The organism is Pelagibacterium nitratireducens (assembly GCF_037044555.1).
In the GTDB taxonomy this organism is placed as follows: Bacteria; Pseudomonadota; Alphaproteobacteria; order Rhizobiales; family Devosiaceae; genus Pelagibacterium; species Pelagibacterium nitratireducens.
Window position 1 is genome coordinate 3,596,146 of the sequence record NZ_CP146275.1, and the last position, 20,254, is coordinate 3,616,399.

The 20,254-nt window shown below is 62.4% G+C and carries 17 protein-coding genes; 14 read left to right on the top strand and 3 right to left on the bottom strand.

Features of this window, described 5'->3' with window-relative positions:
• Positions 1-678: a class I SAM-dependent methyltransferase gene (locus V6617_RS17640; protein ID WP_338608227.1), complete on the bottom strand. Its 678-nt coding sequence runs from the start codon at positions 676-678 to the stop codon at positions 1-3.
• A gap of 394 nt (positions 679-1,072) precedes the next feature.
• On the opposite strand from V6617_RS17640, the gene V6617_RS17645 reads away from it, so the two are divergent.
• The 3 genes from V6617_RS17645 (at position 1,073) to V6617_RS17655 (ending at position 5,512) form a co-directional block, all read left to right on the top strand.
• The gene (locus V6617_RS17645) at positions 1,073-2,683 is read left to right on the top strand and encodes a methyl-accepting chemotaxis protein (RefSeq protein ID WP_338608228.1); all 1,611 of its coding nucleotides are present in this window, start codon (positions 1,073-1,075) and stop codon (positions 2,681-2,683) included.
• A 417-nt stretch (positions 2,684-3,100) separates the two neighbouring features.
• On the top strand, positions 3,101-3,943 hold the full coding sequence (locus tag V6617_RS17650; protein WP_338608229.1) for a GIY-YIG nuclease family protein: 843 nt from the start codon (positions 3,101-3,103) through the stop codon (positions 3,941-3,943).
• A 309-nt stretch (positions 3,944-4,252) separates the two neighbouring features.
• Positions 4,253-5,512, top strand: a complete 1,260-nt coding sequence (locus V6617_RS17655; RefSeq protein WP_338608230.1) for an Hsp70 family protein — start codon at positions 4,253-4,255, stop codon at positions 5,510-5,512.
• Positions 5,513-5,528: 16 nt separating this feature from the next.
• Here the strand turns inward: V6617_RS17655 and V6617_RS17660 are convergent, their stop codons facing one another.
• Positions 5,529-6,335 (bottom strand): DUF72 domain-containing protein, encoded by an 807-nt coding sequence (locus tag V6617_RS17660; protein ID WP_338608231.1) that lies wholly within the window; start codon positions 6,333-6,335, stop codon positions 5,529-5,531.
• A gap of 182 nt (positions 6,336-6,517) precedes the next feature.
• Here V6617_RS17660 and V6617_RS17665 point away from each other — a divergent pair, with 182 nt between their 5' ends.
• From V6617_RS17665 to V6617_RS17680, 4 genes are all read left to right on the top strand, one after another.
• Entirely contained in the window at positions 6,518-8,866 is a 2,349-nt protein-coding gene (locus V6617_RS17665; RefSeq protein WP_338608232.1) for a mechanosensitive ion channel domain-containing protein, read from the top strand.
• A gap of 88 nt (positions 8,867-8,954) precedes the next feature.
• Positions 8,955-9,671 (top strand): HAD family phosphatase, encoded by a 717-nt coding sequence (locus V6617_RS17670; protein ID WP_338608233.1) that lies wholly within the window; start codon positions 8,955-8,957, stop codon positions 9,669-9,671.
• Between the two features lie 166 nt (positions 9,672-9,837).
• Positions 9,838-10,725, top strand: a complete 888-nt coding sequence (locus tag V6617_RS17675) for a cation diffusion facilitator family transporter (RefSeq protein ID WP_338608234.1) — start codon at positions 9,838-9,840, stop codon at positions 10,723-10,725.
• A gap of 497 nt (positions 10,726-11,222) precedes the next feature.
• Positions 11,223-11,765, top strand: a complete 543-nt coding sequence (locus V6617_RS17680) for a cell wall hydrolase (RefSeq protein WP_338610763.1) — start codon at positions 11,223-11,225, stop codon at positions 11,763-11,765.
• A 245-nt stretch (positions 11,766-12,010) separates the two neighbouring features.
• Here V6617_RS17680 and V6617_RS17685 read toward each other — a convergent pair whose 3' ends face one another.
• Positions 12,011-13,606, bottom strand: coding sequence for a phosphoenolpyruvate carboxykinase (locus V6617_RS17685; RefSeq protein WP_338608235.1), 1,596 nt, complete (start codon positions 13,604-13,606; stop codon positions 12,011-12,013).
• Between the two features lie 340 nt (positions 13,607-13,946).
• Between V6617_RS17685 and V6617_RS17690 the strand changes: the two genes are divergently transcribed.
• The 7 genes from V6617_RS17690 (at position 13,947) to ahcY (ending at position 19,990) form a co-directional block, all read left to right on the top strand.
• Entirely contained in the window at positions 13,947-14,663 is a 717-nt protein-coding gene (locus V6617_RS17690; protein ID WP_338608236.1) for a response regulator transcription factor, read from the top strand.
• Positions 14,664-14,699: 36 nt separating this feature from the next.
• Positions 14,700-16,487: a sensor histidine kinase gene (locus V6617_RS17695; protein ID WP_338608237.1), complete on the top strand. Its 1,788-nt coding sequence runs from the start codon at positions 14,700-14,702 to the stop codon at positions 16,485-16,487.
• Positions 16,484-16,945 (top strand): hypothetical protein, encoded by a 462-nt coding sequence (locus tag V6617_RS17700; RefSeq protein WP_338608238.1) that lies wholly within the window; start codon positions 16,484-16,486, stop codon positions 16,943-16,945. Before V6617_RS17695 ends, V6617_RS17700 begins: the two co-directional genes overlap by 4 nt.
• Before the next feature lie 112 nt (positions 16,946-17,057).
• The gene (locus tag V6617_RS17705) at positions 17,058-17,456 is read left to right on the top strand and encodes a PTS sugar transporter subunit IIA (RefSeq protein ID WP_338608239.1); all 399 of its coding nucleotides are present in this window, start codon (positions 17,058-17,060) and stop codon (positions 17,454-17,456) included.
• Entirely contained in the window at positions 17,453-17,770 is a 318-nt protein-coding gene (locus V6617_RS17710) for an HPr family phosphocarrier protein (RefSeq protein WP_014132637.1), read from the top strand. The genes V6617_RS17705 and V6617_RS17710 overlap by 4 nt, the downstream gene beginning before the upstream one ends.
• A gap of 37 nt (positions 17,771-17,807) precedes the next feature.
• The gene (locus V6617_RS17715) at positions 17,808-18,335 is read left to right on the top strand and encodes a DUF2937 family protein (protein WP_338608240.1); all 528 of its coding nucleotides are present in this window, start codon (positions 17,808-17,810) and stop codon (positions 18,333-18,335) included.
• A 254-nt stretch (positions 18,336-18,589) separates the two neighbouring features.
• Positions 18,590-19,990: an adenosylhomocysteinase gene (gene ahcY / locus V6617_RS17720; RefSeq protein WP_338608241.1), complete on the top strand. Its 1,401-nt coding sequence runs from the start codon at positions 18,590-18,592 to the stop codon at positions 19,988-19,990.
• Positions 19,991-20,254 lie beyond the last annotated feature (264 nt).

Below are 20,254 nucleotides of genomic sequence, written 5' to 3' on the forward strand. Positions count from 1 at the left end.
TCAGGCGTAGCAGACCCAGCCGCGGAAGCTCAGGCCGGCGTAGAACAGGGTGATATCGGTAAATCCGGCCGCTTTGAGCATCGCTTCTTCCTCCTCGGGGGCGAGGATGGTGAGGTTTGTGGCGATGGCGGAGCGGGCGGCCTGGTTTTGCGGATCGCCGCCGCCGAAGGCGATGTGGCGGGCGATCGATTGGCTGCGTTCGGGCTCGGTCTGGGCAAAGCTGATATGGGCGAGGACAAAGGGCGCGCCGGGGGCAAGGCGGCGGCGGATCTGGCGGAGCGTTTCGAGCCGGTGTTCGCGGGGGATAAAATGGAAGGTCAAAAGGCACACGGCGCCATCGAAGGGGCCATCGGGGGCGTCCGCGATATATCCGTGATGGAGGCGGATGCGGGCGGCGTGGGGGCCGATGGTGTCTTTGGCAGCCGCGAGCATATCGGCTGAGGGATCGACGCCGTCAAAAGTCCAGCCGGGATGGTTCTCGGCCAGCGCTTTGAGCTCGAGCCCGCCACCGGCCCCGAGCACCAGAATTTTCCCATCCTCTTTCACGCCCTCGGCCAGAAGCTGGGACGTCATGGCGTGCAGGCCATCGAAGCCGGGCACCTTGCGCGGCGTGCCCGCGGCATAAGTGCTGGCGTGGCCGGCGCCGAAAGCGGGGGGTGTGGGGTTGCGGGGTTTCATGTAACTTTATGTGTGGCGGATTGGTGGGGGTGTCAAGGTGGGAAGGCGCGGGCAATTCGACGTGGTTAGCGGCTCGGGGTCAGCTTGCGACCCCATTTCGGTCATACCGAGCGTATCCGTCGCAGGACGAAACCTGCCGTTCACCTTTCGCCGAATGGCAGAGCTAAACGCAGGCCGACCCTAAGCTATTCTGGAGCGCAGGGCCGAGCCGTCGACCTGAAAAAACACCGAAGCGCTGCCTGCTCCAACCTGGCGGAAAACTGATTATCCCCACACGCGATAACCGATACTTTACCACGATTGGCTATGTTCTCCGGGACTATGATCCAGATCAAGATTTGGGAATCTCGATCGGCATAGAACGTCACAGACGCCAATCTGGAAGCCTCTCACCATGACCTCCGATACCGCCGATCTTCTCCAGTCCCGTCTCGACTTTATCGGTCTTGATGACGCTGCGCGAGGCAGCATCGCCCGCGCCCAGCCGCTGATCGAGGCTCATCTCGAGCCAGCCCTGACCCGGTTTTACGCCAAGATCGCCGAGGTGCCAGCCGTGGCCCGCTTCTTTGATGGCAAGCCACAGATGGATCGGGCCAAGTCCAAGCAGCTAGGACATTGGTCGGCCATTGCGACCGGGCAGTTGGATCAAGCCTATATGGAGGCAAGCAGCAAGGTGGGGCTCCGCCATGCCAAGATCGGGCTGGAGCCGCGCTGGCATATCGGCGGCTATGGCCTGATCATGGAAACACTGGTGCGCGGATTGGTGCACGACACCATGGCGGCAGCGCTCGAGCCGGAAAAAGGCCGCTTCGGCCGTTCCGTGCCGCGCACGGCCGAGGCCGTGCTGGCTGATGCCGATGCCATGGCCGACATGCTGGTGGCCGTGCTCAAATCCATGCTGCTTGATGTCGACATTGGCGTCTCCGCTTATTTCGACAAACTGACGGCCGATGCCCGAGAGGCCGATGACGCCGCGCGCGCAAAAATCGACAAGGCCGTCGCCGCGACCGGGGCGGTACTCCGTGATGTGGCCCAGGGCAATCTCACCAGCCGGGTGACCGAGGCCCTCGACCCCGAATTCGACCAGATCAAGCAGGACACCAATGCGGTAGCGGAACGGCTTACCGAGATCGTCGGGCAATTGCAGCAGACCTCCCGCTCACTCAAGACGGCGACCGGAGAAATTCTGGCCGGCGCCAATGATCTGGCCGACCGCACCACGCGGCAGGCGGCGACAATTGAGCAGACCTCTGCATCGGTTGAACAGCTTTCCACGGCGGTGGTGGAAAATGCCAGGCGGGCAGCAACCGCCAGCGACACGGCTCGCCAATTGTCGCGCAGCGCGACCGAAGGCGGCGCGGTGATGGGCGAAGCCAATCAGGCCATGAGCGCCATCGAAACCTCCTCGGCCAAGATCTCCAATATCATCGGCATGATCGACGACATCGCCTTCCAGACCAATCTGCTGGCGCTCAATGCTTCGGTGGAAGCGGCGCGCGCCGGCGAAGCCGGCAAGGGCTTTGCCGTGGTGGCAGTGGAAGTGCGACGCCTGGCGCAGAACGCGGCCCAGGCCTCCAGCGAGGTCAAGCAGTTGATCGACGCCAGCGCGGGCGAGGTGCGCAACGGCACCCAGTTGGTTGCGCGCGCCGCCGAGACCTTGCTCGATATCCAGACCCGCGCCGAGGAAAGCGCGGGGCTGATCGATGCCATTGCCAAGGCCAATGGCGAGCAGTCGCAGGCGCTTGAAGAGGTGAACGTCGCGGTGCGGACCATGGACGAGATGACCCAGCACAATGCAGCGCTGGTGGAAGAAACCAATGCCGCCATTGAGCAGAACGAAGCCCAGGCGATTGAACTCGATCAGATTGTGGCGGTGTTCCGACTGAACGGTCCCGATCAGTCGGTACCGCAGTCGCAGAAGTTGGCCAAACCCGCACAGGCTGTTCGACCCGTATCGCAGATATCAGGTAATACCGCGCTCGCTGCTGATTGGGAGCAATTCTAGTCTACCCTATAGACACCATTTTACTCAGCCGTCGGGCAGAAATTGCCCCAAATCGCCATCGCCTCCACTTGCCCCGACCGCCTGCATTCAGGGAATCCAAGAGGCGTTGTTAATGACCTAAAAGAGGGCGCGCTGCTGTCGAAGCTCAGCGACCACCTGAATGGCCGCTTTCCTAAGCCCGCCACCCGGAAGCGGACGAGCAGGAACCCACCCCAATTCGCCCGTCAGCAGTCGACCCCATTTCGGTCACTCGATGGCGCTTTGTGGATTGCCGAAAGCAGCCTTTCGTGCTGTGGCTAAATCGGGGCTAAGAGACTGTCAGGTTCTGGCGCACGGAGTAGTAGCCCGGGTCTTGCATTGTTGACACCGGGACTGTCTTGCCCAGAAATGACCTTGGGCATGGGGAGGCATCCACACATGGCGCATCCGGAATTGAATGCCGAAGTGCTCTTGAATCTCGGTTTCGTCGATGTCGGCCGATGGGAGCCTTCAGGCGACTTTATTACCTACGAGTTCGATGGAGAGGACGCGGATGCGAACCAAGTTCTGTTTGACGCGTCAAACGCTCTGTATGCTTTCGTGCGTGGTGAGCGGGTTCTCTACATTGGCAAAACAGCCCGTTCGATCAGGAAACGCTATATCGGCTACTGCCGACCGGGAAAGCGACAGGCAACCAATCTGCGCTGCCACCACAACATCAGGACGGCCATCGCCGAAGGCCATGAAATCCGCATCTTTGCTTTCGCACCGATAACGCACCTCCAGTACGCTGATTTCGAGATCAACCTGGCCGCAGGCCTCGAGGATAGTCTGATCCGAGCATTCGATCCTCCATGGAATGGCCGCGAAAAAGGTCAGTCGATCTCGGAAGAAGCCGAACGCGAGGAGGCGGAGGAAACCGAGCGCCAGGGTACCAGCCCTGAAAACGATGTCCTGTCCAGACCTGCGGCATCCGGCACGGCCCTGGCATCCTTCTCGATCGTGCTGGGATCGACCTATTACTACAAGGGCTTCTTGAATCCCGGTGTCGAAGCGAGCCGTTCTCTCGGCAAGGACGGCGATCCCATCCGTATCGTCTTCAGCGACGGCAGCCAGACCGTCGTTTCCAAGATCAACAGGACGGCAAACCGTACTGGTGCTGTCCGGGTCGTGGGTGGAAACCAGCGGATTGCTGAGTGGTTTCAGGAGCACTTCAGGGAAGGCGATACCGTACAGGGTAGAGTGATAGATCCGCATACGATAACACTGGCCGCACCATAGCCCTCACCGTCAGAATCTATTGGATGAATGGCCGCTTCCCAACTCGCGGCCAAATCCCGTAAGCCCCCTCCCCACCCCATTGTTGCCGTCGAGCAAAAGCATCAGCGCTGCCGCGTACTGGATCCCGGCTCAGGGCCGGGATGACGGTGGAGGGGGGACTGATCGCTAAGGCCGGGATGACGGTGGGGGAGGGTTGATCGTCGGGGGCCGGTTGCCACGGCTGGGCAGATAGGCTAGATCGGCGCCCCTTTTTGTTTTTGCCTCGGCGGCGCGGGTTTGCGGGCGGGGGTGGTTTGGGTCGGGTTTTCCATGGCATCGCTTTATTGTGGGGTCGATTTCGGCACCACCAATTCCACGATCGGGGTCGTCGGGGCCGATGGCGCGCCGGTGTTGATCCCGGTGGAAGGGGACGCGGTGACGTTGCCTTCGGCGCTGTTTTTCAGTTTCGAGGATCAGAGCACCCATTTCGGGCGGTCGGCGGTGCATGAATATATGGACGGGGCCGAGGGGCGGTTCATGCGGGCGCTCAAATCGGTGCTGGGGACGGCGTTGATGGCGGAGACCACCCAGATCGGGCGCGAGCGGATCGGGTTTGAGGGGTTGATCGGGCGGTTTTTGAGCCATTTGCGCGACAGGCTGACCGTACACACCGGGGCGATGCCCGAGCAGGTGGTTCTGGGGCGGCCGGTTTATTTCGTCGACGGGGATTCAGGCGCGGACCGGGCGGCGCAAAACCAGCTCGAAGCGGCGGCGCGCAGCGTTGGGTTTTCCCATGTCGAATTTCAGTTCGAGCCGGTGGCGGCGGCGCTGCATTTCGAGCGCACGCTGGAGGCCGAAGCGCTGGCGCTGGTTGTCGATATCGGGGGCGGCACATCGGATTTTTCGGTGCTGAAACTTTCGCCGCAACGCCGGGCCAGCACCGACCGGCGCGAAGACATCTTGAGCACGACGGGCGTGCATGTGGGCGGAACCGATTTCGACCGGCAGCTCAACATTTTCAAGGTGATGCCCGAAATGGGGTTGGGCACCTTAACGCGCGACGGCAAGCGGGAGATGCCGCGCTGGTATTTTCACGACATGGCGACCTGGCACAGGATCAACCAGCTCTATCGTCCCGAAATCTTGCGCGACATGCGCGAATTGCAGCGCGAGGCGGCGGAGCCGGACACGCTCGAGCGGTTTCGGCACCTTCTCGCCCACCGCTCGGGGCACCGGCTGGCCGGGCAGGTGGAGGCGGCAAAGATCGCTTTGACCGATACGCCGATGGTCGACATCACGCTCGCCGAGCCGGGGCTGTCGCTGGCCATTGCCACAACGCGGGCGGAATTTGAAGCGGCGAGCGCGGGGCTGACCGGCAAGATCGGGGCGGCGCTCGACGATGCGCTGGCTGCAGCGGGGGTGAGCGCTTCGGCGATCGAAACGGTGATCCTGACCGGGGGCGGGGCGCAGGTGCGGCAGGTGCGGGCGCTGGTCGATGCGCGTTTTGCCCATGCGCGGATCGCCCAATCGGACCGGTTCGGGGCCGTGGGGCTGGGGCTGGCGGTGGACGCGGCGCGGCGGTTTGCGTGAGCGGTGCTGAGCGGGGTCAGCTCGCCAGCTTTTTGACCCTTTCGATCAGCGCCATGGCGGCGGCGGGGTTTTTTTCCTTAAAACCGGAAATGACGAAGGCGAAGACGTCGCGGGGGGTTTCGGCGGGGGCGGCGGCAAAGCTGGGAAGATCGGTGGGGACGCCACCTTTGGCATAGGTCACGATGCGGTCGGCCCAGGCGTCGAGGTCTTTTTCCGAATAGCCTTTTTCGTTGTCCTCGGAGGTGCCCTGGAGGCGCAGATAGACGAAATCGGCGGTGGGGTCGGCGATGACGGAATATTGGGCGTCGGCGCCGGTGATCAGCGCCACGCCGTTCTCGCGGGCCAGGGCGACGGCTTCGGCGTTGGCAAAGCTTTCATGGCGGGCTTCGAGGGCGTGGCGGAGGGTTTTGTTGTCCTGGGTGGCGGGCAGGAGTTTGAGGAAGGCGCCGAAATCGGCGGGGTCGAATTTCTTGGTGGCGGCGAGCTGCCAGTTGATGGGGCCGAGCTTGTCTTTGAGCTCGACGATGCCCGATGCGGTGAAGCGGAGAACCGATTCGGAGGCGTCGGCCAGCACCTTCTTATTGGTGGCGTAGCGGGTGCCCTTCAAGGTGAACATGAAATCGGCCGGCACTTCGTCGTGCCATTTTCTAAAGCTTTCGGGCTTTTGCGACCCGTAGAAGGTGCCGTTGACCTCGACCCCGGTCATGGTTGCGCCCATGTGTTCGAGCTCGCGCTTTTGCGTGAGTTTTTGCGGGTAATAGGTGCCGCGCCAGGGCTCGAAGGTCCAGCCGCCCACGCCGATGAAAATCCTGCCCGTTGCCATTATCGCCTCCATCCGGTGTTGGCGGCGACATTATCATCGCGCCGGTTCGGCGACAGCCCGGATTTGCCCGCAGGAGGAAAAAATCTGCGCTCGGGGGCAACCGAATGGGCGGCGGGGGGTTCAATCGGAGCGCCAAGGCGGATAGCCTGCGGCGCATATTTCATCAGCCCATCTGCAGGTCCATGCCGCTTTCCATTCTCTCCCGCCTTTTTCAGCTTTTCGCCATGCTCGTTGTTTGCGCCGGGCTCGCCATGCCGGCCCTTGCGCAATCGGAAAGCGGCGAGAGTGCGACCCAGGACCCGCAGCAGGCGCTGAGCCAGCTGATCGAGGTGCTGCGCGACGATGCGGCGCGCGATGCGCTGATCGCCGAGCTTGAAGCGGGACTTGAGGGCAGCGCGCAGACCGAGGGCACGGCCGAGGAACCGGCGGCAAGCGGCGAGGGCGATGAGTTGCGCTCGATCGGCGCGCAGATTTCGGAGGTGACGCGGTCGGCGGTGGACAGCACAATGGCCTCGCTGGGCCAGCTGGGGCGGCAACTGGCCGCCACGCCGGAAATCTTTTCGGCGCTCTCGATCTCCGAGCTTAATGCGCTGGGCGCCATTCTGGCCAATGTCGCCATTCTGGTGGTTGTGACCTATGGCGGGCTGTTTTTGATGCGGCGCATCGTGCGCGTTCCGCGCGAGCGGTTGCGGGCGGTGTTCGATTCAGGGGGCTGGGTCGCCAAGCCGGTGGCGCTGGTGCTCGAATTCATTCTCGACGTGCTGGCCGCGGCCATTCCCTATGCGGTGGGCTATGGCATCGCGGCGGCCCTTCTGGGCGAGGCCGGGGTGATCCAGCTCGAGCATGCGCTCTATCTCAACGCGTTCGTGATGGTCGAGATCGTCATGGCGATCATCTTGAGTATCGTGTCGCCAAACCTGCCCGAGCAGCGGCTTGTGCATTTGTCCGACAGCGAAGCGAAATCGGTGATGGGGTGGTCGCGGTTCATCATCTCGCTGTTTGTCTTCGGGCAGATGATGGTGCTGCCGCTGATCACCGCAAGCGTTTCGTTTGCGGCGGGGCGGGCCATCTCGGTCGTTCTCCTGCTGTTGACGCTGATTGCCATGGCGGTGGCCGTGCTGGTGGCGCGCCAGCCGGTCAAGCAAAAGCTGATGGCGATGATCGAGACCAGGGAGGCGCAGCGCGGGCTGGGCCTGCCGATCCGCAACTGGCACGTCTTTGCGCTGATCTACCTCGCCGTTCTGGCGGTGATCGCTCTCACGCGCACCAGCGTCCAGTTTCAGGCCTATGTGTGGGACAATGTGCAGGTGGTGATCGCCATCATGATCGGGGTGGTGATCCTCAATCTCATCAAGCGCAGCGCCCGCAACGGGTTCAACCTGCCCGAACGCCTGCGCCAGCGCTCGCCCGAGTTGCAGCGGCAGCTGCACAAGATCGTGCCCGCCGTGCTCAAGGTGGTGCGGTTCATCGTGATTGGCGCCATACTGGTGTTCTGCCTACACAAACTGGGGTTCTTCAACTTCGTCGATTTCGTCGAAAGCGAGTTCGGGGCGCGGGTGGCCGGATCGGCGGTGACGATCCTTGTCATCCTGGCCGTTGCGATCCTTGCCTGGGTGGGGCTCAACACCTGGATGGACAGCCAGGTCAATCCGGACCTCGCTCCGGGGGCCACGGCGCGCAAGCGAACGCTGTTCGCGCTGTTGCGCAATGCGCTCACCATCGCGCTGATCGTCATCACGCTGATGTTCGTGCTGTCTGAAATCGGCATCAATATCGCCCCGCTGCTGGCCTCGGCCGGGGTTCTGGGCCTGGCCATCGGGTTCGGGGCGCAAAAACTTGTCCAAGACATCATCACCGGCATCTTCATCCAGCTCGAAGGGGCGATCGATGTGGGGGACGTGGTGTCGTTGGCCGGGATTTCGGGGGTGGTCGAGCGGCTGACCATCCGCTCGGTCTCGCTGCGCGACCTCGAGGGCTCCTTTCACATCATCCCGTTTTCCTCGGTCGATACCGTCACCAATTTCATGCGCGGCTTTTCCTATGCCGTCATCGACATGGGGGTGGGCTATCGCGAAAATGTCGAGGAGGCCCGGCAGGCCATGCTCGAGGCGTTCGAGCAATTGCGGGCCGATCCCGAACACCAGAGCGCGATCATCGACGATTTCGAATGGATGGGCGTCAATGCGTTCGGGGCGAGCGAAGTGGTGCTGCGGGCCCGCATCAAGACGCTGCCCGGCAAGCAATGGGGCATCAAGCGGGCCTACAATGCCATCGTCAAACGCATTTTCGACGAGCGCGACATCGAAATCCCCTTCCCCCACCAGACGCTCTATTTCGGGGTGGGCAAGGACGGCAAGGCCCCGCCCATGCATATGGTGCGCGAGGACGACGCTGCGGGCGGGGAGGCCCCGGACGCGTCGACCCGAACGCTGGAGGCCAAGCCCAGGCGCCGGCGGCAACGCAAGGGCGAAACCGAAATCGCGGGCAAGGACATGCCCGATGTGGACGAAGGGCCCGATGACGAGACCTGAGGGCACAAGGAGACCATGATGACTACTTTTATCGCCGTGATGATCGTGTTAGGGGGCTATGCTTTCGGAAAGAAGCCAAAAGCCTGACATGTCCCCACTCGCCCATCCCTTCGACGCCGTCATTTTCGATATGGACGGAACGCTGCTCGATACCGAAGCGGTGTTCAAGGCCATCGTCTATGAAGTGTGCACGGAGATGGGGTTCGAAATGACCGATCTCGTGCATGGACGGATGGTCGGCTCGTCGCACGAAGCGACCGCGGCGCTGCTGGTGGACAGTTTCGGCACCCATTTCCCCTATGAAATGTTCGACGACAAATGCCGGGCCTCCATGAAGATCCGCATGGCCGATGCCGTGCCGGTCAAGCCGGGCGCCGTGGAACTGGTCACGGCGCTGCGCGAACTCGATATTCCGCTGGCGGTGGCGACATCCTCGCGGGCCAATCACGCGCTGGGCCATCTCGAAGCGGCGGGTGTTATCGGGTTTTTCGATACCATCGTCACCCGCGACGACGTCATCAATCCAAAACCCCATCCCGAGCCGTATCTGACGGCGGCGCGGCGGCTGAACGTCGATCCGGTCCATTGCGTGGCGTTCGAGGATTCGGTTTCCGGGGTCAGGGCGGCCCATGCGGCAGGAATGCGCACCGTGATGGTGCCCGATCTGGTTGCACCGTCCGACGATATCGCGGCGCTGTGCGTGGCGGTGCTCGAAAGCATGGCCCATGCCCATGAGCATCTGGTCTCCGCACCGCGGTCTGCAAATGGGTTGCAAGAGCATTTGCAAGTAAAATCAAGGGGATAGACACGGCGCTCAGGTTGAGCTAGAGCCGTTCAGGATTTGATTGAATCAAATCCTTGGCTCTAAGCCCTTGTTTGTCGCGTGTCCGGACCGCAAAACCGGTTCCACTTTTGCCGGACACGCGCCAGGGGTATTGCCAACCGCGCTCCCCACCACCCGGATGTCCGCCATGACCCAGGTCCTCAAACTCGCCATCGGCAGTATCGTTGTCGCTCTGGGCGTCCTGGCGCTGAAATTGTGGGCGGCGCAGATTACCGGGTCGGTGGCTCTGCTCTCGGATGCCCTGGAATCGATCGTCAATCTGGCGACGGCGGTGGCGGCGCTGATCGCCGTGCAACTGGCGGCCCGGCCCGCCGATTCCAAGATGCCGTTCGGCTATTACAAGGCCGAGTATTTTTCGGCGGTGCTGGAGGGCGTATTCATCGTCGTTGCGGCGCTCTTGATCTTTTATCAGGCCTGGCAAGGGTTTTCGGCCCCCTCCCCGCTCGACGCGCCGTTCGAGGGCATTGCCATTTCCATGGTGGCGACGGCGATCAACTGGGTGTGGAGCGTGGTCCTGGTGCGCCAGGGGCGCAGATTGCAATCTCCGGCGCTCGAAGCGGACGGGCATCATCTGTGGACGGACGTGTTTTCCTCGCTGGGCGTGGCCGCGGGGCTGGTGCTTGTGGTCGTAACCGGTCAGCCCATGCTCGATGCGGCGCTGGCCGTGCTTGTCGGGCTCAACATCTTGTGGTCGGGATCAAGGCTTCTGGCGGCCAGCGTGGGCGGGCTGATGGATGTTTCGGTGGGAACAGAGCGGCTCGACGCCATTCGCCAGACCATCGCCGACAATGCCGAGGGGGCCATCGAGGCCCATGACGTGCGGGCGCGCGAGGCGGGCAAGGCCGTGTTCATCGACTTCCATCTGGTGGTGCCGGCCGCCATGAGCGTCAAGGACGCGCACGACATCTGCGACAGGATCGAAATGGCACTGCAGGATCGCGATTCCGGCGCCATCATCACCATCCACGTCGAGCCCGAGCACAAGGCCAAGCATTCGGGAATAGTCGTGTTGTGATTCAGGTGAGAGCTGGCTCCAAACGGGAGTAAGCTGCGCTTCCGGCCCCGCCTTGCTGACCGATCCCCTGTCACCCCGGCCCCCGAGCCGGGGTCCGGTACACTCGGCGCTTGAGACAGTACCGCCAGCGCCGCCGGTTACTGGATCCCGGGTCTTCGCCCGGGATGACGGCGGTTAATATGAGGACCACGATCCTCCAATGCCGCTTCAGGCCAGGACGGTCTCCGGGAAAAGCGGTGACGTTCGGCCGAGCGAATTTGCCTAAAATCCAACGGGTTTGAAGCACTCCCCGTTCAGTCCCCTCGTTTAGGGCTCTTTGCAATACGAGCCAAACACGATACAAATTAACCATTGATTAAGCTTAACATCGCGTTAATGGCTGGATCGGGTTAAAGGTCAGGGCAACGAGATAACGGCATCACTGTGAGGTGCCGAACCGGACAAGGGGACACATGGCGGGGCATTTGGCGCGGGGCAGACACGCCATCTTGAAGTGGGTGACAGGGGCCGTTCTCGGTCTCGTCAGCCTTTTTCCGGCGTATGGGCAAGAGGCGGTTCTGACCGCCGATCTGCTCAGCGACTACGTTTCCGAAGGCTATGTGAGCACCGCCGAGCGCAAGCAGGTCGCCGCCTCGGAAATTCACTGCCTTGCCCAGGCCATCTACCATGAATCGCGCGGCGAACCCGACCGGGGACAATGGGCCGTGGCCTCTGTGATCCTCAATCGCGTCGACAGCCGCACCTATCCCGACACCGTATGCGGCGTGGTGTTCCAGAACGCGCATATGGTCAATCGCTGCCAGTTTTCCTTTGCCTGCGACGGGCGCCCCGACGATGGCGGGCATGGCAACATCATCGACCGGGAAAGCTGGGTTCAGTCCAACATCATGGCGATGATCGCCTATCGCAAATCGCTTGAAGGCGGGCGCCCCGAGGATGGGCTGACCACCGCCATGCATTTCCACACAACCACGGTTTCGCCCTCCTGGGCCTCGGCCTATACGCAGGTCGCCGCGATCGGGAACCACATCTTTTACTGATTGGTGGCCGGAGAGCGGGGGCGCGCTGACGCTGGCATCCAACTCCGCGTCATCCCGGGCGAAGACCCGGTAGCCGGCAGCGCCGGCGATTCTGTCTCACCCACTGAGTGTACTGGACCGCGGCTCAAGGCCGGGGTGACAGCGTGGAGACTTTGGCACGTATAGAGCTTGCACAAAAGAAAACCCGCACCGGACGTATCCGGCGCGGGCTTTCCTCACTGTGAGACTGCGGGTGTCTTGAAGCCTTATTCGGCAGCCACCGCGAGGCGGGGGCCGGCTTCGGCGATCTGGGCGTCGGCGGCGGCAAATTTTTCGAAATTGGCTTCGAACAACCCGACAAGCCTGGCCGACTGGCGGTCATAGGCGGCCTTGTCCTGCCAGGTTTCGCGCGGGGTGAGCAGCTTTGAATCCACACCCTCGACGGCGAGGGGTACGGCAAAGCCGAACACCGGATCGATGCGGGCGGGCACATTGATCAATTCGCCCGAGAGCGCCGCGTTGAGCAGGCGGCGGGTGTCCTTGATGGAAATGCGCTTGCCAACGCCAAAAGCGCCGCCGGTCCAGCCGGTGTTGATCAGCCAGCATTCGGCAAGGCTCTCACGGATGCGCTTTTTGAGCATGCGGCCATAGACCGTTGGGTGCAGGCTCATGAACGGGGCGCCGAAACAGGCCGAGAACGTGGCCTGAGGTTCGGTGACGCCGCGCTCGGTGCCGGCCACCTTGGCGGTGTAGCCCGAGAGGAAATGATAGATGGCCTGTTCGGGCGAAAGCCTTGCAATGGGGGGCAGGACGCCGAAGGCATCGGCGGTCAAAAGCACGACATTGGTCGGCGTGGGGCCGGTGCCGGTGCGCGAGACATTGTCGAGCACATAAAGCGGGTACGCGGCGCGGGTGTTTTCGGTTTTCGAGCCGTCGTCGAAATCGGGCTCGCGGCTGTTTTCGTCGAGCACGACGTTTTCGAGCACGGTGCCGAAGCGTTTTGTGGCGGCAAAGATTTCCGGCTCGGCCCTGGGCGAGAGATTGATGGTCTTGGCGTAGCACCCGCCTTCGAGATTGAAGACGCCATCGTTGGACCAGCCATGCTCGTCATCGCCGATCAGGATGCGTTCGGGATCGGTCGAGAGCGTGGTCTTGCCGGTGCCCGAGAGACCGAAGAACAGGGCCGTATCGCCCCCTTTGCCGGTGTTGGCCGAGCAGTGCATGGGCAGAACGCCATCCGAGGGCGCATGGAAATTGAACAGCGAAAACACCGATTTCTTGATTTCGCCGGCATAGGCCGTGCCGCCGATCACAACGATGTTGCGCTTGAGATCGAGCGCGATCACCGTTTCGGAGCGGGTGCCGTGGCGGGCCGGATCGGCCTTGAAGGCGGGATTGTGCAGGATGGTCACATCGGGCGCGAACCCATCGAGCCCGGCGCGGGCCGGCCGGATCAAGAGATTGCGGATGAAGAGCGCATGCCAGGCCGAAGGGGTGAGCACCTCGACATTGAGCTGGTGCTTGAGATCGGCGCCGGCGAAAAGCTGCTGGCCGAACAGATCGGCGCCCTTAAGCGATGCGGTGAAATCGGCGAGCAGGGTTTCGAACTGGGCCGGATCGAGCGCCGCGGTGTTGTCCCACCACACAAGATTGTCGGTCAAATCGTCGCGCACGATGAATTTGTCGGACGGGGAACGGCCGGTGAACCTGCCCGTATCGGCGACAAAGGCGCCGTCGGCGCTGAGCCGCCCCTGCCTGTTGGCAATGGCGGTTTCAACAAGGATCGGTGCGGTGTCGTTGAACCGGACCGAAGCGGCGTTTGCGGCGACGGATCTGGCAAGGCTCTGGCACGTCGTGGTCATCTGGGGCACTCATTAATGCTATGATATATCGAGCGCTACCTTAGGGCCGCACCCGTCCCCGCTTCCATCTGGCAATGGGTCGTAAGACGTTCGTCTAGAGGGGCATTGGGTCCCTGGCCCGCGCGGCCCTTTGCGTGTTGGAGTGGCGCAATGAGGGCCGGCGGCGGCGGGACAAAGCCGCGCAGGGCGGAACCGGTGCGCACGGCAGGCGTTGGTCTTGCCATAATTTACGCGTATTGTGCACGGCAAAAGTCAGCATAAAGAGTTCATTCAGGCGACATTGCAAAGTGCCGGGGGCCTTCTTACCTGCCGGGCGCTCGCAACAGATAAAGGGAAATTCATGCCCAAGATCGCTCTTGTCGATGACGACCGCAATATTTTGACGTCGGTCTCGATGACGCTGGAAGCCGAAGGTTATCAGGTCGCCACCTATACCGATGGCGCGTCAGGACTTGACGGGTTGACCTCGGAGCGGCCCGACCTCGCCATTCTCGACATCAAGATGCCGCGCATGGATGGCATGGAACTGTTGCGCAGGCTGCGGCAGAAATCGGACGTGCCGGTGATCTTTCTCACCTCCAAGGACGAGGAAATCGACGAATTGTTCGGGCTCAAGATGGGCGCCGACGATTTCATCACCAAGCCGTTTTCCCAGCGCCTTCTGGTCGAGCGCGTCAAGGCCGTGCTGCGCCGCGCCGCCGCGCCCAAGGAGGCGGGATCGACGGTGATCAATGGCGAGGAGGGCGCGCCCAAGACCTCGCTCGAACGCGGTTCGCTGGTCATGGACCAGGAGCGCCATACCTGCACCTGGAAGGGTCAGCGGGTGACGCTGACGGTTACCGAGTTTCTGATCCTTCTGGCGCTGGCCCAGCGGCCGGGCGTGGTCAAGAGCCGCAATGCGCTCATGGACGCGGCCTATGACGACCAGGTCTATGTCGACGACCGGACCATCGACAGCCACATCAAGCGGCTGCGCAAGAAGTTCAAGAGCACCGACGACAGTTTTGACATGATCGAAACGCTCTATGGGGTGGGCTACCGCTTCAAGGAGCAATAAAACAATGCCTTGGGCATTTGTTTGAAGGCGCTCCAGTTGGACGCAGGCGAGACCATTTCAGGATCGGCTCCCCCTTCCAAGGGTGAGGAAAAGGCCAAGGCCGCCCGGGAACGCCAGGCGGCCCGCCAGCCGTTCATGCGCCCGCTGTTCGCATTTTTCCGCGGGTTGGGGCATCTGATCAACTTCACGTTCTTTTCCTCCCTCACCCGGCGGATCGTGATCCTCAACCTTGCGGCGCTGGCCGTTCTGGTGGCGGGGATCATGTATCTCAACACCTTCCGGGCCGGGCTGATCGACGTGCGCGTTTCCGCGCTGCGGGTGCAGGGGGAGATCATTTCGGCGGCGGTCGCGGCGTCGGCCACTGCGGATTCCGATTCCATCACCGTCAATCCCGACCGGCTGCTCGAGCTCTATATGGGGGATTTCCCCTCCTCCTACACGCTGTTCGATCCGGCGCTGGAATTTCCCATCAGTCCCGAGCGGGTCGCCCCGCTTTTGCGCAACCTCGTGACCCCAACCCGCACGCGGGCCCGGATCTACGACCGGGACGGGCTGATGATCCTCGATTCGAACAATATCTATGCCAGCGGGGAAATCCTGCGCTCTTCGAGCACGGAGGAGAGCGCACAGTCCCAGCCGTTCTTTTTTGCTGTCTGGAACTGGTTCAGCCGGCTTTTGCGCGGTGGAGACTATCCGGTCTATCAGGATTATCCGGCCCATGAGGGGCTGCGCTACCCCGAAGTGGCTTCGGCGCTCAGCGGTTCGCCCGCCGATATCGTGCGGGTCGATGAGCGCGGGCAGCTGGTGGTGTCGGTTGCGGTGCCCGTACAGCGCCAGCGCTCGGTGGTGGGCGCGTTGCTTTTGTCGACGAGCCCCGGGGAAATCGACGCCATCGTGGCCCAGGAGCGCTGGTCGATCCTGCGGCTGGCGCTGGTGGCGGCGCTGGTGACGGGCACGCTTTCGGCACTGATGGCGGGCACGATCGCCGGGCCGATGCGGCGGCTTTCGGCGGCGGCCGAGCGGGTGCAAAGCTCGATGAAGGCGCGGGCGGAAATACCCGATTATACCGACCGGTCCGACGAGATCGGGCACCTTTCAGGCTCGCTGCGGGCCATGACAAACGCGCTTTACAACCGCATCGAAGCCATCGAGCGGTTCGCGGCCGATGTGGCCCATGAGCTCAAGAACCCGCTGACCTCATTGCGCAGCGCCGTGGAAACCCTGCCGCTGGCCAGGACCGAAAAGGACCGCAAGCGGCTCGCCGACATCATCCAGCACGACGTGCGCCGTCTCGACCGGCTGATTTCCGACATCTCCAACGCCAGCCGCGTCGATGCGGAACTGGCGCGCGAAAACACCGAAATCGTCAATCTGGGCGAACTGGCAGAAGCCATCGTTTCGATCCAGGCCGATCTGGCGGCCAGCCGCGATGTGTCGGTGGTGCTCGAAATCGAGGACAGCAAATATGGGCCGCTGGTCAAGGGTCACGATACGCGGCTGGCGCAGGTCTTTACCAATCTGATCGACAATGCCGTCTCGTTTTCGCCCGACGGGGGCACGGTAACGGTGAGGATTTCGACCAGGGCCGAGAGCGTGATTGCCCGGGTGGAGGACCAGGGGCCGGGGCTGGGCGACACGGAAAAAGTGTTCCAGCGCTTTTACACCGACCGGCCCGAAGCCGAGAGCTTTGGCGACCATTCGGGGCTGGGGCTGTCGATTTCCCGCCAGATCGCGCAGGCCCATCAGGGCACGCTTGACGCAGGCAACCAAAGCAATGCAACTGGAGCGGTGTTTACCCTCACCCTACCCAGAGCGAAAACTTGAGCGCACAAAAGCACAACGCCCACGGCACCGGCATCCTGATCGGCCATCACGGCATCCTTCTCACCGGAGTTTCGGGGGCCGGCAAATCGCTTCTGGCGCTTGATCTGCTCGAACAGGCACGGCTGCGGGGCGAGACGGCGCTGCTGATTTCCGATGACCGGGTGGTGCTGTCGAGCGATGAGGACGGGCTGATCATGGAAGCGCCCGAGACCATCGAGGGCATGATCGAATTGCGCGGGCGCGGTATCATCACGCTGCCTTTTGCCAAGAAGGCCCATGTCCATCTGGTCGTCGACCTTGTCGAAGACGAAGAGCGCCTGCTCGAGGAATCGGCGCTGACCACCAAAATCGAGGGCATCTGGGTGCCGCGCTGCCCGGTTCCGCGGCGCGGGCGGATCGACGGGCTGCACCAGCGGTTTCTGGTTCATGCTGCATTAAGGGCGCTTGGCGCCATATAGGCATGTCGGGTCCGATTTCGCGGGATGGCGGGCCGAAAAGACTTGAAACCTTTACCGTCCCGATCAAGACTCCGCCCCGGTTGCGCGGACAGAAAAAGGTAGCGAAGCGATCATGATGGGCTTGGTCCTCGTGACCCATGGCAGGCTTGCCGAGGAATTCCGATCGGCACTCGAACACGTCGTGGGGCCCCAAGACGGCATCGCTTCGGTCTCCATCGGTCCGGAAGACGATATGGAAGGCCGGCGGCAGGACATCATTGCCGCGGTGGAATCGGTCGATAGCGGGGATGGGGTTGTGATCCTGACCGACATGTTCGGCGGCACGCCCTCCAACCTGGCCATTTCGGTGATGCAGGATCGCGATATCGAGGTTTTGGCGGGGCTGAACCTGCCCATGCTGGTCAAGCTGGCGCGTATCCGGCCTGAAATGGCAATGCGCGACGCGGTGCGCCTTGCAGCGGAGGCCGGGCGTAAATACATTAACGTCGCCAACGACGTTTTGGGAAAATGAGCACAACAGTTACCGAGCCGGGCAAGGCCGTCTGCCAGCGGCTGACCATCTGCAACAAGCGCGGCCTGCATGCGCGCGCTTCGGCGCGTTTCGTGCGCACGGCCGATCATTTCGACGCGCAGGTCAGTGTGACCCGCGATGGCGTGACCGTGGGCGGGACCTCGATCATGGGGCTCATGATGCTTGCGGCGGGGCCGGGATCGACGATTTTGGTCCAGGCGACGGGCAATCAGGCGCGCGAGGCCGTCGAAGCGCTGACCGAGTTGGTCAGTTGCGGGTTCGACGAGGACCAGGACGGCGAACCGGGGGCCTGAGGGTACTTTCAGCGCCGGCGAAAGGACGCCCCAAAAGATGCTCAAGCGCATTGTCTGCCTGATCGGTGCCGCGCTCGGCGGCATAACACTGTCCCAAGCCCCGGAATATTCCCAGCAATACACCCAGCGCCTTGCCGGTGCCGTCGATGAATTGACGGCGATCATCGCGCAGTTCGATGCCGACGCCGCCCGGTTCGGGCTCACCCGGCAAGAGGGGCTGGAGCGCTATCAGGCCAGCGCCGACGGGTTTCTGACCGAACGCGGGATTTCCATGGAAACGGTGTTCAACCGCCACGAACGGCTTTCCACCCAACTGGCCGATCTGCGCCAGGCGCCGGCCGGAACCCAGCTTTTCGAGATCGCGCGGTATTTCGACACCGAAGTGGGCGCAGCCGCACTCGAGGATTTCGAGCCGGCCGTGCCGCTGACGATTGCGGGGCTGGCCTATGTGATTTTCGGGCTGGCTTTGGGGTTCGTGGTTTTCTGGGTGCTGGCCAGCCTGCTCGGCGCACCGTTCCGCAGGCGGCGGAGCCGGGTCAGGATCAGCCGGGCCGAGCGGATGTAGGGAGGCGCTGCCTCGTGATGCCGTCGATTTGTATTGGGGCAAGAGGAACGGTCCCGGCCGGAGACGCTGGCTCTGCCGTGTACCGGGTCCCGGGTCTTCGCCCGGGATGACGGCTGCAGGGGGGATCCGGCTCTCACCATCGGCTCGTTTTTAAGGATATAAAACTTTCTTTATATCCCGGTTGCGGGAGCGGCCCTCTGTCTTGTATAAGCGGCCCACGCTTTTTTCAGTTATCAGACGTGGAGATCGGGCCGATGAGCGCCGCATCCAATTACGCCGTCAAGGACATTTCGCTGGCCCCCTATGGCCGCAAGGAAATCGAGATGGCCGAGATCGAAATGCCGGGCCTGATGGCCATAAGGGCCGAATATGCCGCCAGCCAGCCCCTAAAGGGGGCGCGCATTGCCGGATCGCTCCATATGACCATCCAGACAGCGGTGCTGATCGAAACGCTCGTCGCCCTGGGCGCAGACGTGCGCTGGGCGTCGTGCAACATCTTTTCGACCCAGGACCATGCGGCCGCCGCGATTGCCGAGGCGGGCATTCCGGTGTTTGCCCACAAGGGCGAAACGCTGGCCGAATACTGGGACTTTGCCGACCGCATTCTCGATTGGGGCAATGGCGAGGTCGCCAACATGATCCTCGACGATGGCGGGGACGCAACCATGCTGGTGCTGATCGGCGCGCGCGCCGAGACCGATCCTTCGGTTCTGGCCAACCCTTCCAACGAGGAAGAAGAAGAGCTTTTCCGGGTCATCAAGGCGCGGCTGGCGAAAGAGCCGGGCTTTTATTCCAAATGCCGCGCATCGATCAAAGGCGTTTCCGAAGAAACCACGACCGGCGTGATGCGGCTTTACCAGCTGCAGGAAAAGGGCGACCTGCCCTTCCCGGCCATCAACGTCAACGACAGCGTGACGAAATCGAAATTCGACAACAAATATGGCTGCCGGGAATCCCTTGTGGACGCCATCCGCCGGGGCACCGACGTGATGATGGCGGGCAAGGTGGCGATCGTTTGCGGTTATGGCGATGTGGGCAAGGGTTCGGCCGAATCCCTGCGCGGCGCCGGGGCGCGCGTGCTGGTGACCGAAGTGGACCCGATCTGCGCGCTGCAGGCGGCCATGGACGGCTATGAGGTGGTGACGCTCGAAGACGCGATTGAACGCGCCGATATCGTTGTGACCGCGACCGGCAACAAGGATGTTCTGACCATCGAGCATATGCGCCGGGTCAAGAACATGGCGATCGTTTGCAATATCGGGCATTTCGACAACGAGATCCAGGTTGCCGCGTTGCGCAACCTGAAATGGACCAACGTCAAGCCGCAGGTCGATATCGTCGAGTTTCCCGGCGACAAGAAGATGATCCTTTTGTCCGAAGGGCGGCTGGTGAATCTGGGCAATGCGACCGGGCACCCCTCGTTTGTGATGAGCGCATCGTTTTCCAACCAGACGCTGGCCCAGATCGAATTGTGGACCAAGGGCGAGGACTACGAAAACCAGGTCTATGTGCTGCCCAAGCATCTCGACGAGAAGGTCGCGAGCCTGCATCTGGCAAAGCTGGGGGCCAAGCTGACGACGCTGTCGGCGGCGCAGGCCGATTATATCGGGGTGCCGGCAACCGGGCCGTTCAAGGCCGATCACTACCGCTATTGAGGCACTGCGGCCGAAACCCTTGACGCTGCCGGTTACTGGATCCCGGCTCAGGGCCGGGATGACGGCAGAGGGTTTGAGGGCCGGCGCGTTAACCTTTATGAACGGATCTGGGGCGCTTCGGCGCCCCTTTTGTTAACCTTTTGAGGAACAAATCAGGATCAGAAAGGCTGCTCGGGACTGTGCAAGCCCTAAGTTATCCACGGGCCGTCAGTTTGACTCTTTTTCGCGATTCGCGGCGCGGTTATGGTTAACTGATTCGGGGGG